Annotated in this window: 9 protein-coding genes; 6 read left to right on the forward strand and 3 right to left on the reverse strand. The window is 69.6% G+C overall.

Translation table 11 applies throughout. The features are described from left to right. Position 1: 1 nt before the first annotated feature. Positions 2-1,477 (reverse strand): MFS transporter, encoded by a 1,476-nt coding sequence (locus OG607_RS27845; RefSeq protein ID WP_405729087.1) that lies wholly within the window; start codon positions 1,475-1,477, stop codon positions 2-4. Between the two features lie 246 nt (positions 1,478-1,723). Between OG607_RS27845 and OG607_RS27850 the strand changes: the two genes are divergently transcribed. The 5 genes from OG607_RS27850 to OG607_RS27870 all read left to right on the forward strand — a co-directional run bounded on the left by OG607_RS27850 (position 1,724) and on the right by OG607_RS27870 (position 11,469). Next, entirely contained in the window at positions 1,724-2,512 is a 789-nt protein-coding gene (locus OG607_RS27850) for an ABC transporter ATP-binding protein (RefSeq protein ID WP_405729090.1), read from the forward strand. Further along, a complete protein-coding gene (locus tag OG607_RS27855) occupies positions 2,509-5,085 on the forward strand; it encodes an ABC transporter permease (RefSeq protein ID WP_405729093.1) in 2,577 nt (858 codons plus the stop codon). Before OG607_RS27850 ends, OG607_RS27855 begins: the two co-directional genes overlap by 4 nt. Positions 5,086-5,262: 177 nt before the next feature. Further along, positions 5,263-8,808, forward strand: a complete 3,546-nt coding sequence (gene mfd / locus OG607_RS27860; RefSeq protein ID WP_405729096.1) for a transcription-repair coupling factor — start codon at positions 5,263-5,265, stop codon at positions 8,806-8,808. Positions 8,809-9,232: 424 nt separating this feature from the next. Next, complete coding sequence (locus tag OG607_RS27865; RefSeq protein WP_405729099.1) at positions 9,233-9,877, forward strand: HNH endonuclease family protein; 645 nt, start codon at positions 9,233-9,235, stop codon at positions 9,875-9,877. Positions 9,878-10,014: 137 nt separating this feature from the next. After that, on the forward strand, positions 10,015-11,469 hold the full coding sequence (locus OG607_RS27870; protein WP_405737094.1) for an alginate lyase family protein: 1,455 nt from the start codon (positions 10,015-10,017) through the stop codon (positions 11,467-11,469). A gap of 111 nt (positions 11,470-11,580) precedes the next feature. On the opposite strand, the gene OG607_RS27875 is transcribed toward OG607_RS27870, so the two are convergent. Beyond that, positions 11,581-13,911, reverse strand: a complete 2,331-nt coding sequence (locus OG607_RS27875; protein WP_405729102.1) for a glycosyltransferase — start codon at positions 13,909-13,911, stop codon at positions 11,581-11,583. Then, complete coding sequence (locus tag OG607_RS27880; RefSeq protein WP_405729105.1) at positions 13,908-15,272, reverse strand: glycosyltransferase family 29 protein; 1,365 nt, start codon at positions 15,270-15,272, stop codon at positions 13,908-13,910. The genes OG607_RS27875 and OG607_RS27880 overlap by 4 nt, the downstream gene beginning before the upstream one ends. A gap of 462 nt (positions 15,273-15,734) precedes the next feature. Between OG607_RS27880 and OG607_RS27885 the strand changes: the two genes are divergently transcribed. Next, a complete protein-coding gene (locus tag OG607_RS27885) occupies positions 15,735-16,718 on the forward strand; it encodes a glycosyltransferase family 2 protein (RefSeq protein WP_405729108.1) in 984 nt (327 codons plus the stop codon). Position 16,719: the final 1 nt, after the last annotated feature.

The raw sequence follows: 16,719 nt of genomic DNA on the forward strand, positions 1-16,719 counted from the left end.
CTCAGGACTCCGTCAGGACCGGGAACCGCCGGGGCATGACCGCCAGCACGATGACCAGGGCGACGGCGGCGGCCAGGGCGGTGCCGAGGTAGACGTGGTTGACGGCGGCGGCGATGGCGCGGCGCAGGGGCTCGGTGGGGTGGGCGGCCAGGGCGGCGGAGACGGTGTCCGGGGCGTCGCCGGACAGGCGGGCGGCGAGGGTGGCGTTGGCGACGGCGCCGAAGACGGCGGCGCCGACGCTCTGGCCGACCTGGCGGCAGAAGAGGATGGACGAGGTGGCGGTGGCGCGCTCGTGCCACGGCACCGTGGACTGGACGCCGACGATCAGCGGGAGCTGGAAGAGGCCCAGGGCACCGCCGAGCAGCAGCATGACCAGCGCGGGCTGCCAGGCGGGGCCCGCGTAGGGCAGGCAGACCAGGGCGACGAGGGTCGCCGTGGCGGCGGCCATGCCGATGGCGGCGGTGTCGCGGAAGCCGATGCGCAGGTAGACGCGGTTGCTCAGGGCCGCCGATAGGGGCCAGCTCAGGGTCATCACCGACAGGACGAAACCGGCCTGGACGGGGCCGAGGCCCAGCACCGCCTGGGCGTACATCGGCAGGAAGACGGTCGGCCCGATGATCATCACGCCCAGCATGCCGAGCCCCAGGTTCGCGCCGACGATGACGCGCCGGCGCCAGACCCATCCCGGGATGACCGGCTCGGCGGCGTGCCGCTCGATCCACACCGTGAGCGCCCCGAAGGCCACGCTGCCGCCCAGCAGCCACGGCCGGGTGGGGCCGCCGTCCACGAGGGCGACGATCAGCAGGCCGCCGGACACGAAGAGCCCGAGGGCGCCGGGCCAGTCGACGCGGTGGCGTACCGGGGAGACCACGGATTCCCGCAGATGGCGGGCGATGAGCAGCATCGCGACGAGCCCGACCGGCAGGTTGACCAGGAAGATCCAGCGCCAGTCGGCGTAGCCCGCGAGCAGACCGCCGGCGAGCGGGCCGGCGATCGCCGAGGCGGCCCACACCGAGGACAGGGCCGCCTGGATGCGGCCGCGTTCCTTCAGCTCGTACAGGTCGGCGGCCACGGTCTGGACCGTGCCCTGTATCGCGCCGCCGCCCAGCCCCTGGAGCACCCGGAAGGCGATGAGACTGGCCATGTTCCAGGCTCCGGCGCACAGCAGTGAGCCGAGCAGGAAGATCGCGATGCCGCCGATGAGCACCGGCTTGCGGCCGTAGGTGTCGGCGAGCTTGCCGTACACCGGCAGGGTCACGGTCACGGCGAGCAGGTAGCCGGAGAAGAGCCAGGAGAAGACGGAGAAGCCGCCGAGGTCGCTGACGATCTGGGGGACGGCGGTGGAGATGATCGTGGACTCCATCGCCGCCAGCGCCATGGCGAGCATCAGCGCGACGACCACCGGCCCCCGGCGGCGCGGCCCGGCCGTGCCGTCCTCGGCGCCGGCCCGCTCGGTGCGTTCGGCGTGACCGCGCATGGTCGCCCTCCCTGGCTTTTTTATCTGTACGCCACACCATTCCACGCGCCCCCTAGGGGACACACCCGGCTTTCTCCTACCCCCGGTTCGTCCCGGCGGAGGACGAGCCGCACCCCCTGGACTCCATAGTCTTCTGGTGGGGGTAGCCCCAGGGCGAAGACGGAGACTCGCACCATCGTCCCGAACCCTGTGCGGCAGCCAAGCTGATGGCACACGCAGACCACTACACAAACCAGGAGAATTACCGTGACAACGGCAGTGACGATTCCCAAGTCCGGGGGCAGCGGAGAACGTTCGGCCGTTGCCGCAAGCGCCCGTCAGGTCACCAAGGCGTACGGCTCCGGGGAGACCCGGGTCGTGGCGCTGGACGCGGTCGACGTCGACATCGAGCGCAGCCGCTTCACCGCGATCATGGGTCCTTCCGGCTCCGGCAAGTCGACCCTGATGCACTGCCTGGCCGGGCTGGACACGGTCACCAGCGGGCACATAAGGATCGGCGACACCGAGATCACCAAGCTGAAGGACAAGAAGCTCACGCAGCTGCGCCGGGACCACATCGGCTTCATCTTCCAGGCGTTCAACCTGCTCCCGACGCTCAACGCGATCGAGAACATCACGCTCCCGATGGACATCGCGGGCCGCAAGCCCGACCGTGAGTGGCTGGCGCAGGTCGTGGAGACCGTCGGCCTCGCCGACCGGCTCAAGCACCGCCCCAACCAGCTCTCCGGCGGCCAGCAGCAGCGCGTCGCCGTGGCGCGGGCGCTCGCCGCCCGCCCCGACATCATCTTCGGGGACGAGCCGACCGGAAACCTGGACTCGCGGGCCGGCGCCGAGGTGCTGGGCTTCCTGCGCAAGTCGGTCGACGAGCTGGGCCAGACGATCGTGATGGTCACGCACGACCCGGTGGCGGCCTCCTACGCCGACCGCGTCATCTTCCTCGCGGACGGCCGGATCGTGGACGAGATGACCGACCCGACCTCCGAGTCCGTACTGAACCGCATGGCGGCCTTCGACGCGCGCGGGAGGACGTCATGACCGTCGTCAAGACCTCGATGCGCAACTTCGTCGCGCACAAGGGACGTATGGCGCTCAGCGCGATAGCCGTCCTGCTGTCGGTGGGATTCGTGTGCGGCACGCTCGTCTTCACCGACACCATGACCTCGACCTTCGACAAGCTGTTCGCGGTCACCGCCGCCGATGTCACCGTCAGCGCCAAGGACGCGCCCGGCGGCAGCGACCAGCAGCAGACCGCCAAGGCGGCCTCCGTGCCGGCCTCGGTGCTCACCGGGCTGAGGAAGACCGACGGGGTGAAGTCCGCCCTGGGCGACGTCAGCAACATGGCGCTCACCGTCGTCACCGGCAACGGCAACGACAACCTCAGCCCGTCCTCCGGCGCCCCGACCATCGGCACGAACTGGGACTCCAGTGAGCTGAAGGTCGTGGACCTCACCTCCGGCCACGCCCCGCGCGGGCCCACCGAGGTGATGGTGGACAAGGACACCGCCGACAAGCACCACCTGAAGCTGGGCGACGAACTGCGGGTCATCGCGACGCCCGGGGAGTTCCGGGCGAAGATCACCGGCATCACCACCTTCAAGGTCACCAACCCCGGCGCGGCGGTCTTCTACTTCGACACGCCCACCGCGCAGACCAAGGTGCTCGGCTCGGCGGACGCGTACTCCAACATCATGCTCACCGCCGACCAGGGCGTCAGCGACGAGCAGCTGAAGAAGACCGTCACCGCGGACCTCGGCACCGGCTACAAGATCCAGACCCAGGCCGAGTTCACCGCCGAGAACAAGCAGGGCATCGACTCCTTCCTCGGCGTCATCAAGACCGCGATGCTCGGCTTCGCCGGGATCGCCCTCCTGGTGGGCATCTTCCTGATCGTCAACACCTTCTCGATGCTGGTGGCGCAGCGCACCCGCGAGATCGGCCTCATGCGGGCCATCGGCGCCAGCCGCAAGCAGGTCAACCGGTCCGTGCTGGTCGAGGCGACCGTGCTCGGCGTCATCGGGTCGATCCTCGGCATCGGAGGCGGCGTGGGGATCGCCGTCCTGCTCATGAAGCTGATGAGCAGCATGGGCATGAACCTCGACACCTCCGAGCTGACCGTCAAGGCCACCACCCCGGTCGTCGGTCTCGCCGTCGGCGTCGTCGTCACCGTCCTGGCCGCCTACCTGCCCGCCCGCCGGGCCGGCAAGGTCTCCCCGATGGCCGCGCTACGCGACGCCGGCACCCCGGCGGACGGCAAGGCGGGCCGGATCCGGGCCGCGATCGGCCTGCTCCTCACCGGCGCGGGCGGCGCGGCGCTGTACGCCACCGCGCAGGCCACCAAGGCGAGCGACGGCGGGCTGATGCTGGCCGCCGGTGTGGTCCTCACCCTCGTCGGATTCGTCGTCGTCGGCCCGCTCCTGGCCGGTGTCGTCGTCCGGGTCATCAGCGCGGGCGTCCTGCGGATCTTCGGCCCCGTCGGGCGGCTCGCCGAGCGCAACGCGCTGCGCAACCCCCGCCGTACGGGTGCCACGGCCGCCGCCCTCATGATCGGCCTCGCCCTGGTCGCCGGCCTGTCGGTGGTCGGGTCGTCCATGGTCGCCTCCGCGAGCGACCAGCTCGACAAGTCGGTCGGCGCGGACTTCATCATCCAGTCGCCCAACGGCCAGCCCATCGCCCCTGAGGTCGAGAAGGCGATCAAGGCCACACCCGACCTCGAGTACGTGACGGACTACAAGTCGATCCCGGTCCACATCACCGCCCCCGGCGGCAAGCCCGAGACCACCGACCTGTCCGCCGCCGATCCGACCTACGCGCAGGACCTCCAGGTCAAGTCGGTCGCGGGCAAGCTGGAGGACGCGTACGGCAAGAACGCGATCTCGCTCGGCGAGTCCTACGCGAACCGCAAGCACATCAAGGTCGGCGACCAGGTCACCGTGGCCTTCGACGGAGGGAGGACCGCGAAGCTCACGGTCGCGGCGATCACCTCCAAGGACACCGTCTTCGACCAGGGCGCGATGTACACCAACATCACGACCGTCGCCCGGTACCTGCCGGCCGACAAGATGCCGATGAACGTCATCATGTTCGCCTCGGCGAAGGACGGGCAGCAGGACGCGGCCTACACCGCGCTCAAGAAGTCCCTGGACGGCTACCCGCAGGTCCAGGTCAAGGACCAGGCCGACTACAAGCAGCTGCTCAAGGACCAGATCGGGCAGCTCCTGAACCTGATCTACGGGCTGCTGGCGCTGGCGATCATTGTCGCCATCCTGGGTGTCGTGAACACCCTCGCTCTGTCGGTGGTCGAGCGGACCCGGGAGATCGGCCTCATGCGGGCCATCGGGATGTCCCGTCGGCAGCTGCGCCGCATGATCCGCCTCGAATCGATCGTCATCGCCCTGTTCGGCGCGGTCCTGGGCCTCGGCCTCGGCCTCGGCTGGGGCGCCACGGCCCAGCAGCTGCTGGCGCTGAACGGCCTCAACGTCCTGGAGATCCCCTGGACGACCATCATCACGGTCTTCATCGGATCGGCCTTCGTGGGCCTGGCGGCGGCCCTCTTCCCGGCCTTCCGGGCCGGGCGGATGAACGTCCTCAACGCCATCGCGACGGATTAGGACACGTACTGGTGGAGTCCGCGGCCGACGGGGTTTCCCGTCGGCCGCGGACGCGTGTGTCGGTGGGGCGTCGTACGCTGGGACACCCCGGCCCGTTCGACGTGTCGGGCGGTTCGCGTTGTGTTCACGGTTGTACCAGCCAGCCAGTACGCCAGTAATTGGGGACGGAAAGCCTTCATGAGCCTGAACGGTCTGCTCGATGTCGTTGTCGGCGATCCGGCCCTCTCCGAGGCGGTGAAGGCCGCCGCCGGCGGCACCCGTCCACACGTGGACATCGTGGGCCCGCCCGCCGCGCGGGCCTTCGCCATCGGGGCGCTGGCGGCCCGCGCGGGGCGTACGGTCCTGGCGGTCACGGCCACCGGCCGCGAGGCGGAGGACCTGGCGGCGGCGCTGCGGTCCCTGCTCCCGGAGGACGCCGTGGCGGAGTACCCGGCCTGGGAGACCCTGCCGCACGAACGGCTCTCCCCGCGCTCGGACACCGTCGGCCGCCGCCTCGCCGTCCTGCGTCGGCTCGCGCACCCCAGCGCGGACGACCCGACGGCCGGGCCGGTGAAGGTGGTCGTCGCGCCGGTCCGTTCCGTACTCCAGCCGCAGGTGCAGGGCCTCGGGGACCTTGTCCCGGTGGCGCTGCGCAGCGGGCAGAACGCCGACCTCGGCGCGGTCGTGGACGCGCTGGCGGCGGCCGCGTACGCCCGCGTGGAGCTGGTCGAGAAGCGCGGCGAGTTCGCTGTGCGCGGCGGCATCCTGGACGTCTTCCCGCCCACCGAGGAGCACCCGCTCCGGGTGGAGTTCTGGGGCGACGACGTCGAGGAGATCCGCTACTTCAAGGTCGCCGACCAGCGCAGCCTGGAGGTCGCCGAGCACGGCCTGTGGGCGCCGCCCTGCCGCGAGCTGCTCCTCACCGACGCCGTACGCGCCAAGGCGGCGGCCCTGTCCGCCGAGCACCCCGAGCTGCACGAACTGCTCGACAAGATCGCCGAGGGCATCGCGGTCGAGGGCATGGAATCCCTGGCCCCGGTGCTGGTGGACGACATGGAGCTGCTGCTCGACGTGCTGCCTGCCGGCAGCATGACGGTGGTCTGCGACCCGGAACGCGTACGCACCCGGGCCTCCGACCTCGTCGCGACCAGCCGCGAGTTCCTGGAGGCCTCCTGGGCGGCCTCGGCGGGCGGCGGCGAGGCCCCGATCGACCTGGGCGCGGCCTCCCTGTGGGGCATCGCGGACGTCCGCAACCACGCCCGCGAGCTGGGCATGCAGTGGTGGACCCTCAGCCCCTTCGCCGCCGGCGAGGAGGAGGACCTCGACGGCGACACCGTCAAGCTCGGCATGCACGCCCCCGAGGTCTACCGGGGCGACACCGCCCGCGCGCTGGCCGATACCAAGGGCTGGCTGGCCGAGGGCTGGCGCACGGTCTACGTCACCGAGGGCCACGGCCCCGCCGCCCGCATCGTCGAGGTGCTGGGCAACGAGGGCATCGCCGCCCGCCTCGACGTGGATCTCCCGGCCGCCGCCATCGAGCCCTCCGTCGTCCACGTGGCGACCGGCTCCATCGAGAACGGCTTCATCGACCCGGCCCTCAAGCTCGCGGTCCTCACCGAGACCGATCTGTCCGGCCAGAAGTCCTCCACCAAGGACATGGGCCGCATGCCGTCCCGGCGCCGCAAGACCATCGACCCGCTCACCCTCCAGCCCGGCGACTACATCGTCCACGAGCAGCACGGCGTCGGCCGCTACGTCGAGATGGTCCAGCGCACCGTCCAGGGCGCCACCCGCGAGTACCTCCTCGTCGAGTACGCCGCCGCCAAGAAGGGGCAGCCCGGCGACCGGCTCTTCGTCCCCACCGACCAGCTGGAGCAGATCACCAAGTACGTCGGCGGCGAGGCGCCCTCCCTGCACCGGCTCGGCGGCGCCGACTGGACCAAGACCAAGGCACGGGCGAAAAAGGCCGTCAAGGAGATCGCCGCCGACCTCATCCGGCTCTACTCCGCCCGCATGGCCGCCCCCGGCCACACCTTCGGCCCGGACACCCCCTGGCAGCGCGAGCTGGAGGACGCCTTCCCGTACGCCGAGACCCCCGACCAGCTCACCACCATCGCCGAGGTCAAGGAGGACATGGAGAAGTCCGTCCCCATGGACCGCCTGATCTGCGGCGACGTCGGCTATGGCAAGACCGAGATCGCCGTGCGAGCAGCCTTCAAGGCCGTCCAGGACGGCAAGCAGGTGGCGGTCCTGGTCCCGACCACGCTGCTCGTCCAGCAGCACTTCTCCACCTTCTCCGAGCGCTATTCGCAGTTCCCGGTGATCGTGAAGGCGCTGTCCCGCTTCCAGTCCGACAGCGAGGCGAAAGCCGTCCTGGAGGGGCTTCGGGAGGGCTCGGTCGATGTCGTGATCGGCACCCACCGCCTGTTCTCGTCGGAGACGAAGTTCAAGGACCTGGGCCTGGTCATCGTCGACGAGGAGCAGCGCTTCGGCGTCGAGCACAAGGAGCAGCTCAAGAAGCTCCGCGCCAACGTCGACGTCCTCACGATGTCCGCCACGCCGATTCCCCGCACCCTGGAGATGGCCGTCACCGGCATCCGCGAGATGTCCACCATCACCACCCCGCCCGAGGAGCGGCACCCCGTCCTCACCTTCGTCGGCCCGTACGAGGAGAAGCAGATCGCCGCCGCCATCCGGCGTGAGCTGCTGCGGGAGGGCCAGGCCTTCTACATCCACAACCGCGTCGAATCCATCGACAAGGCGGCGGCCAGGCTCCGCGACCTCGTCCCCGAGGCCCGGATCGCCACGGCGCACGGGCAGATGGGCGAGAGTTCCCTCGAGCAGGTCGTCGTCGACTTCTGGGAGAAGAAGTTCGACGTCCTGGTCTCCACGACGATCGTCGAGTCCGGCATCGACATCTCCAACGCGAACACGCTGATCGTCGAGCGCGGTGACAACTTCGGCCTCTCCCAGCTCCACCAGCTCCGCGGCCGCGTCGGCCGCTCGCGCGAACGCGGCTACGCGTACTTCCTCTACCCGCCGGAGAAGCCGCTCACCGAGACCGCCCACGAGCGCCTCGCCACGATCGCCCAGCACACGGAGATGGGCGCCGGCATGTACGTCGCCATGAAGGACCTGGAGATCCGCGGCGCCGGCAATCTGCTCGGCGGCGAGCAGTCCGGCCACATCGCCGGCGTCGGCTTCGACCTCTACATCCGCATGGTCGGCGAGGCCGTCGCCGACTACCGCAGTGCCCTCGAAGCGGGCGGCGAGCCCGAGGAGACCCTCCTCGACGTCAAGATCGAGCTCCCCGTCGACGCCCACGTCCCCCACGACTACGCACCCGGCGAGCGCCTCCGCCTCCAGGCGTACCGCGCCATCGCCGCCGCCAACTCCGAGGCCGACATCGCCGCGGTCCGCGAGGAGCTCACCGACCGCTACGGCAAGCTCCCCGAGCCCGTCGAGAACCTCCTCCTGGTGGCCGCCCTCCGCCTCCTCGCCCGCAAGGTCGGCGTCTCCGACATCACCCTCGCCGGCAACAACGTCCGCTTCTCGCCCGTCGAACTCCGCGAGTCCCAGGAGCTCCGGCTCACCCGGCTCTACCCCCGTACGGTCATCAAGCACCCCGCCAAGCAGATCCTCGTCCCCCGGCCCACCACGGCCCGCATCGGCGGCAAGCCGGTCGTCGGGCGCGAGCTCCTGACCTGGACGGCGGAGTTCCTGACGACGATCCTCGACAACTGACCGCCGGTCGGGCTGAAATCAGCCCGTCCGGCGATTGAGGACACGCCCGGAGGGCGTCCGGGGGCTTGCCCCCGGCGGGTCCGGGCGGAGCCCGGTTTCGTCCCGGGACGGGAAGTTGGGAAATCTTGCCGTAATGCCGGGGCTCCGTTACGGCGCGTAGCCCCCGCCAACCGCCCGGAGGGAACCGCTCCGGTTGGCCTGGGTGGATGCCGCACCGCCGGGCGCCAGGGATAACGTGCGGTAGCGGCCGGGCCGTTGAGGGCCTACTGGTCGGTACCAATAGCGTTCGCGGAGTGAGATGGCTGACATGGTCATTTCACTCAGAGTTAACCTCGGGCAATCTACCCGCGTATACCTCTCCGCGTCACCATGGTGCGCGTCGCAAGTCCCCCACGCGCACCGCCCGTTCCCCCTGGAGTCCTCCATGCGCATATCCCTGCGTTCTCGCGTGACCGCTCTCGCCACGGCCGCCCTGTCGGCCGGGGCCTTCCTCCTCACCTCGGGTGCGGCGCCGGCTTCGGCCGCGCTGCCGACCCCTGTGTCGGCGGCGACGGCCAAGACGTACCTGGCGTCGCTGACCGTGGCGGCCGAGGACCGCACCGGGTACGACCGGGACCTGTTCCCGACCTGGATCACGATCTCGGGGACGTGCAACACCCGGGAGACGGTGATCAAGCGCGACGGCACCAGCGTGGTCGTCAACTCCGCGTGCACCGCGACCAGCGGCTCCTGGTACTCGCAGTACGACGGCGTCACCACCACCGACGCCAGCACCTTCGACATCGACCACGTCGTCCCGCTGGCCGAGGCCTGGGACTCCGGCGCGTCCGAGTGGACCACGGCGCAGCGCCAGGCGTTCGCCAACGACGTGACCCGGCCGCAGCTGATCGCGGTGTCGGCCAGCTCCAACCGCTCGAAGGGCGATGACGACCCGGCCGAGTGGCTGCCCACCCGCACGGCCTACCAGTGCACGTATGTCCGGGCCTTCGTGCAGGTGAAGTACTACTACGACCTGTCGGTCGACTCGGCGGAGAAGGCGGCGATCAGCAGCGTCCTCAGCGGCTGCTGAAACGGTCCTTCTGGATCTCCCGCTGCCATTTCTGTTATCGCCCCGCGCCTGGTGCGTCTCCTGCTTCGTACGCCCTCGTACGTAACCGGATTCCCGACAGGAGCGAAGCTGTGGTCGCAGAGATCAGCCGCCGGAACATGCTGAAGATCGCCGGCGCGGCCGGCGTGGCCGCGGGCGCCGCCACCGTCGTGGGTGGCGGCGCCACGGTGGCGACGGCCGCCGGCCGGACCTTCGCGCACCCCGGCATGCTGCACACTCCGGCCGACTTCGCGCGCATGGCGGCCAAGCTGAAGGCGGGTGCGAAGCCCTATACGGAGGGCTTCGCGAAGCTGACCGCGAACCGGCACGCGCAGAGCGGCTGGGTGGCGCGCCCGTCGGCCGTCGTCTACCGGGGCGGCGGCACACCCCAGAACTACGTGACGCTCTACAACGACATCCACGCCGCCTACCAGAACGCCGTGCGCTGGCGGATCACCGGCGAGAGCGCCCACGCCGACACCGCCGTGGCCATCCTCAACGCATGGTCGGCCACGCTGACCAGCGTCCAGGGCTCGGCCGACCGGTTCCTCGCGGCCGGGCTGTACGGCTACCAGTTCGCCAACGCCGCCGAACTCGTACGCGACCACGACGGCTTCGAGCTGGCCCGCTTCCAGAAGATGATCAAGGACTGCTTCTACCCGCTCAGTGAGGACTTCCTCGCCCGCCACAACGGCGCCTACGTCACCAACTACTGGGCCAACTGGGATCTGACGGCCATCGCCTGCGTCCTCGCCACCGGCATCCTGTGCGACGACAGTGCCATCGTCGACCGCGCCGTCGACTACTTCAAGAACGGCGAGGGGATGGGCTCCGTCAAGAACGCGATCCCCGTCGTGTACCCCGACGGCCTCGGCGAGTGGGCCGAGGCCGGCCGTGACCAGGGCCATGCCCTGCTCGGCGTCGGCCTGATGGGCACGATCTGCGAGATGGCCTGGAACCAGGGCATCGACCTGTACGGATACGACGACAGCCGCTTCCTCAAGGGCGCCCAGTACGTGGCCAAGTGGAGCATGGGCGGCACCGTGCCCTACACGGCGAACACCCGGCAGAAGGGCGCGCCCGGCATCTGGTCCGGACGCGAGACGGCGAGTGCGGCCGCCGGTGTGGATCCGGCCATGACGCGTCCGATCTGGGCCATGATCGCCAACCACTACACCCGGCGCCGGGGCCTGTCGGCCACCTACCTCACCCAGATCGCCGCCAAGGCCGCCCCCGAGGGTGGCGGTGGCGACTACGGCCCCAACAGCGGCGGTTACGACCAGCTCGGCTTCGGCACGCTGCTGTTCACGCGGGACAAGGCCGCACAGGCGGCGGCCACGGCCAGCCCCACGGCGGCCGCTTCGGCTTCGGCGTCCGCTTCCAGCTCGGCGTCGGCTTCCGCGTCGGCCTCGGCCTCCGCTGCCGCCAGCCCCGCCGGTGGCACCGGCAAGGACCTGGCCGACACCGGGTCGACCGACATCGCCGCCTGGACCGCCGCCACCGGCATCACAGCGCTGGCGGGCGGGCTGCTCCTTCTGCGCAAGCGCGGTCGGTCGAGCAGCAACACCCAGTAACCCGCATCGCGTGTGCGATGCGCATGATGGCCTCGGCGGTTGCCTCGTCGAGGATCACAGTGAGCACGCGGGCGGCCGCCGCCGCCCGCGTGCCACGCTGTCCGCCGAAGGCTAGAGCGGCTCGCCGAAGATCTTCTTCAGCTGTGCCGCGTTCGCCTGGGTGACGTCCCAGAGCGCTTCCTGGCGGCCGTACACATCGGCGACGGACGCCGCGTGGTTGTCCAGCAGCCCGAGCGCGCGCTCGGTGAGCACCGACCCAAGGTTCAGGTCGTGGACCGAGACACCCCACTCGGGGCGCTCGATGTCCGACAGGAAGTAGGCCATCTTGGGGTGCGAGATCAGGCTGATGATCGGTGTGCCGCAGCCGAAGGGGATCATGCCGGCGTGCCCGCGCATGCCGATCACGAGCTTGGTACGGGCGTAGGCGTCCCGCAGCTGGTCGGTGTCGAAGTCGTACATCGGTATGACCGGCAGCGAGATGCCGTAGGTGCGCCGCAGGTCGAAGACGAAGCGCTCGTCGTCCAGGGCGTGGGCGGCGTACCGCACCTCGGCGTGGCTGCCCAGGTTGCGGACGGCGGTGGCCATCTCCTTGAGGAAGTGGTCGTAGTCGTGGCCGAAGCGCAGCCCCGCACGGTCGTAGGCGCAGTTGATCAGAACCGTGTCGTCGCGCTCGACGGGATCCTGCCAGCCGGGCACGAGCTGGCGGGAGACGGTGGTCGGGCAGGGCTGGAAGATCACCCGGTCCTGGAGCTCGGAGGGCAGCAGGTCGCGGACCTTCTGCACCGAGCCGTGGTTGCGCAGGCCGAAGAACGCCGACTTGGAGACCAGCAGGCGCAGGCTCTCCTCGAACCGGCGCCGCGTGTAGGCCTGGCCGTCGAAGGCGTTGTAGCCGACCGCGAACACCGCCAGCGGGACGTCGATGCGCTCCAGCAGCCGGTCGGGCACGTTCCACTGCCAGGCGCTGTTGCCGTTCGGCGAGGTGTCCGGGATGAACAGGCCGCCGCCGCCGATGACCAGGCCCCGGCGGGAGTTGACCCGCTCCAGGGCGGCCTCGTCGAACAGCCGGTGGGCGTGGATGGAGTGCCAGCTCTTGGCGCCGGTGTCGGAGCCGAAGCACATCCGCACCGTCTCCGGCAGCACCTTGTCGCCCGCGTTGCCCTGCCGGGGCATGTAGAAGGCGACATGCGCGAGCTGCTCGGGCGCGACCCCGGTCGAGTCGTCGTAGAAGCTGAGCGTCTCCGGGAGCGTCTTCTCGTACGCGATCCGGCAGCTGCGGTCGGTGAGGTCCGCGAAGAGGCCGGACCGGGCGTACTCGTGCGAGAGGGTGTCGTCGCCGCGGACCCAGGCGATGTTCGACAGCCGGCCGAAGATGCGCGACGCGGTGCCGCCGTCGGCGCTGGCGAGCAGCAGGTGCGCCTCGGCCGCGTCGTAGCGGGAGACGGACGCCAGGGCCTGGCCGAGGAGTTCGTGCACCCGGTGCTGCTGGGCGGGGACCGGGGTCCGGGTCAGTACGTCGACCGCGTCCTCGTAACGGCCCTTGCCCAGACAGGCCATCGCCACCTCGATGACCGGGCCGAAGTCGTCGCCGTCGGCGACCACATCGCGCCCGAAGTGCATCAGCAGGTCGGGGTGCCTGTCGCTGGGCAGCGCCAGGAACTCGGCGGTGAACTCCGAGTGGGTCAGGGAGAAGCGCTCCCACGCGGCCTCGGCCTCGGAGTAGCCCTGCTCGCCGCCGGTCCACGGCTTGTGCCGGCCGGTGAAGTGCAGGATGGCCACGTCCTCGGGCACCGGCTTGTCGCCGGACAGCCGCCGCTTGACGTAGTTGTACCGGGAGTCCAGCCGGATGAACTTGTGCTCCAGGAGGGCGTTCAGGATGCCCTGGTCGTGCTTGTCGAGCTCGTACTTCCCGGACTTGCCGGTGGCGTCGATCTGCGCGCAGAAGGAGTCGGTCAGGTACTCCTTCTGGATGACCAGCAGGCCGCTGTTGAGCTTGGTCTGCTCCTTGAGGAACTGCGGCACCGCGCCGAGGCCGGTGCGCATGGCGAGCAGCTCGCTCAGATCGCCCAGGACCACCATGTCGGTGTCGAGGGTGATGATCGTGTCGTAGTCCCGGAAGCGGAACACGTCGAGGATGAAGTAGGCCTTGCGGACCAGGTAGTTCTCCTGGTCGCCCTTGACGTAGCCGTCGTAGCGGGAGGGGTCCACCCGGCGCAGGACGATGCGCGGGTGGAGGCGGCGGATCGCGGTGATCGACGAGGGCTGGAGGTCGTCGTAGAGGACGATGAAGTCCTCGCACACCTTGGGGTTGGTCAGGGCCAGGCTGCGCAGCAGGTTGAGGAAGCCGGGCAGGTAGTTCTCGTCAACGTACGAGGCGAAGGCGATGCGGCGCTTGCCGGTCAGCGTCTCGCTCCGGACTGCCGAGTCCAGGAGGGGGGCGGTCATCGGAGCGATATCCTCATTTCAGTGACGTCCTGGGCGCGGGACATGACCCACTCCTTTTCCTGCGAATAGCCGTGCACCCCTGCGATGGGCAGTTTCATCGCTTCCGGCAGGCGGTAGGCGCCGCTGTCGTAGAAGTCGAATCCGAAGAGGTCGAGCTTCGGGCTGACATCCAGGAAGTCCAGCAGCCAGAGCATGTTGAAGCCGCTGGTGGGGATGTGCTCCCACTGGCTCTCGTCGATGCGGCCGATGTCGCGCACCGGCCAGCGCAGGGTGCGGTCGTTGACGTAGCCCTGCGCGCCCGGGACGAGGCGGTGGCGCAGCGAGCGCTTCCACTGGCCGTGGATGCCGCCGAAGACCAGGCGGATCGGGACCTTCTTGTCCCAGTTGAAGTTGTGCAGGTGGATCGTGGTGTGGATGTCGGTCTTGGTGCCGGTGGCCGTCGCGTCCAGCTTGAAGGAGTTGAAGCGGACCACGAGGTCGTACGAGTCGATCTCGGCGCCCATGGTGCTGGTGCCGATCCGCTGGGAGTTGGCCACGAGGCAGATGGACTTGCCGGCGATGAGGTTGCGGAAGTCGCTCAGCCCGACCACCTGGGTGCTGCCCAGGGTGGGGTCCGGGACCTTCTCCATGTCGCGCAGGCGGCGGTCCTCGGAGTAGAGCTTGATCAGGCTCCTGGACTCCACAGCGCCGTTCTTCCTGTCCTGGCGCAGGCGGAACGAGATGAAGTCGGCGAGCCCCTGGCGCAGTTGTGCGCTGGGCCGGCCCTGGTCCCGCATGGCGACGAGCGCCGCCACGAGCCGGGGCTCGGCGCGCTCCCAGTCACCGGCGTCCAGCAGCGCGAGTCCGGCGCCCCACAGCTCGGTGTCGGGCGCGTCCTGGAAGCCACGGGAGGCGGGGGACTCCTTCTGCAGCAGGAGCAGCGTCTCCGACAACCGCGCCTCGCTCTCGCGGAGCCGGGCGATCCGGCCCGCGATGTTGAGGTCGTCGGCCGTGGTCACGGCGACGTAGCGCTCCCACGCCTGGATGGTCGCCTCGTCGTCGCCGAGGGCCTCCATGAGGCGGGCCCGCAGCCGCCATCCGGCCCGGGACTTGCTGCGCACGCCGAGTACGGCGTCGGTGATCTGCGTCGCCAGGGTGAGTTCGTCGGCGCCGCGCACATCGATGGCCTTGTTGCCGACGGCCAGCAGCGCGTCGAAGAGCTCCGGGTTCTGCTTCGGCCAGGTGGTCTTCGACCCCGTGATGGCACCGGCGTTGGACGGGTCCGTCAGCGCCGCGGCGTACAGCCCCAGCAGCTCCCTGATCTCCTCGCCCAGCGCGATCTTCTTCGGGTCCAGGTTCCTGGCGAGCTTCCCCTGGTGCACGGCGCATGACCGGACACATTCCGCCACGCTGACGGAGGCGATCGAGGAATCCCCGTCCGTGGTGGTATCCCACCTTTTCTCGAGCCATCCAGCCCGGATCTTGACCATGCTGCTCCCAAAAAAATGACACGGCCGCTGGGGGCAACTGCGTGTGTTTCCCGAGCGGAACGACTGGCAGCCGCCGGAGTCGCGATGGTGCGCGGTGAGCGCGAGAACGACATGCCCGGCGGAGCTGATGACAGTAGGGACCGGATATGAAGTCCAGGTGAACGAGGCTCTGCCCGGATGCGAACGAGGGCGCTCCTGACCAGCCGATTCCGGGAATTCGGGCGCCGTGTACCCGTTGTTAACCTGCGGGACGGCCTCTCGAAACCCCGTGCGCTTCTAGTTCGATTCGATTGCTGGATTTATGTTTACTGTGCGCTCATTTCCGCTCTGCTTCGAGATCGTCTGGACTTCCAGGTGCCCAAACTGTCAGTAGTTGTACCTTTTTACAATGTTCTGCCGTTCGCCCCCGACCTGCTGCGCGGTCTCACCAACAACGCGGCCCCGGGCACGGAGTTCATTCTCGTCGACGACCATTCGACGGACGGGACGACGGAGGTCCTCGGCGGCTGGCAGCGGCAGCAGGCGCACCGGCGGCCGGGCAGCGCGACGCTGATCCGGCACGAGAGCAACCAGGGCATCGCGCAGGCGCGCAACACCGGCCTGGACGCCGCACGCGGGGAGTACGTCACCTTCCTGGACGGCGACGACTGGTACCGGCCCGGCTATCTCGCCGAACTGGTCGCCGACATCGAGCGGCTGGACTGCGACTTCGTACGCACCGCCCACATCCAGGCCACCGGCAGGCAGCGGCTCGTCAAGCGCCCCTCCGCGAGCCTGTGGGACACCGTGCTGCGCCCGCGCGACGCAATCGTGCCCGCGCAGGAGGAGACGATGGTCGACTACCCCTTCGTCTGGGCCGGTATCTACCGGGGAGGCCTCTTCCAGAACGGCGGTATGCGCTACTCCACGGGCCTGCGCACGGCGGAGGACCGCGAGTGGATCTGGCGCCTGCACCTGACGGCCGGGTCGTTCGCGGTGACGCGGACCGTGGGCACTTTCTACCGGCGCGGGGTCAGCAGCTCCCTCACCCAGATACGCGACGGCCGTCAGCTCGATTTCATACCCGCGCATGACGCGATACTCGACGACGTCACCGGCGATCACGAGGCCGAACGCTTCCTCCCCAAGATCGTCCGTACGTATTGCGCGCTGATCGCCTTCCACATGTCCAATTCCGGTAAATACCAGTCCGGTATCGCCAGAAAACTCAAGCAGAATGCGTCGGCGGCGATGTCGCGCATGCCCCAGCACGTGCTGGACCGGACCCTTGCGGAAATGGACCCCCAACGCGCCGACGTGCTCAGGCGGCTGCGCGGCGACGTGAGGAAGGCCGCGTGAG

The organism is Streptomyces sp. NBC_01537 (assembly GCF_045040445.1).
Taxonomy (GTDB): Bacteria; Actinomycetota; Actinomycetes; order Streptomycetales; family Streptomycetaceae; genus Actinacidiphila.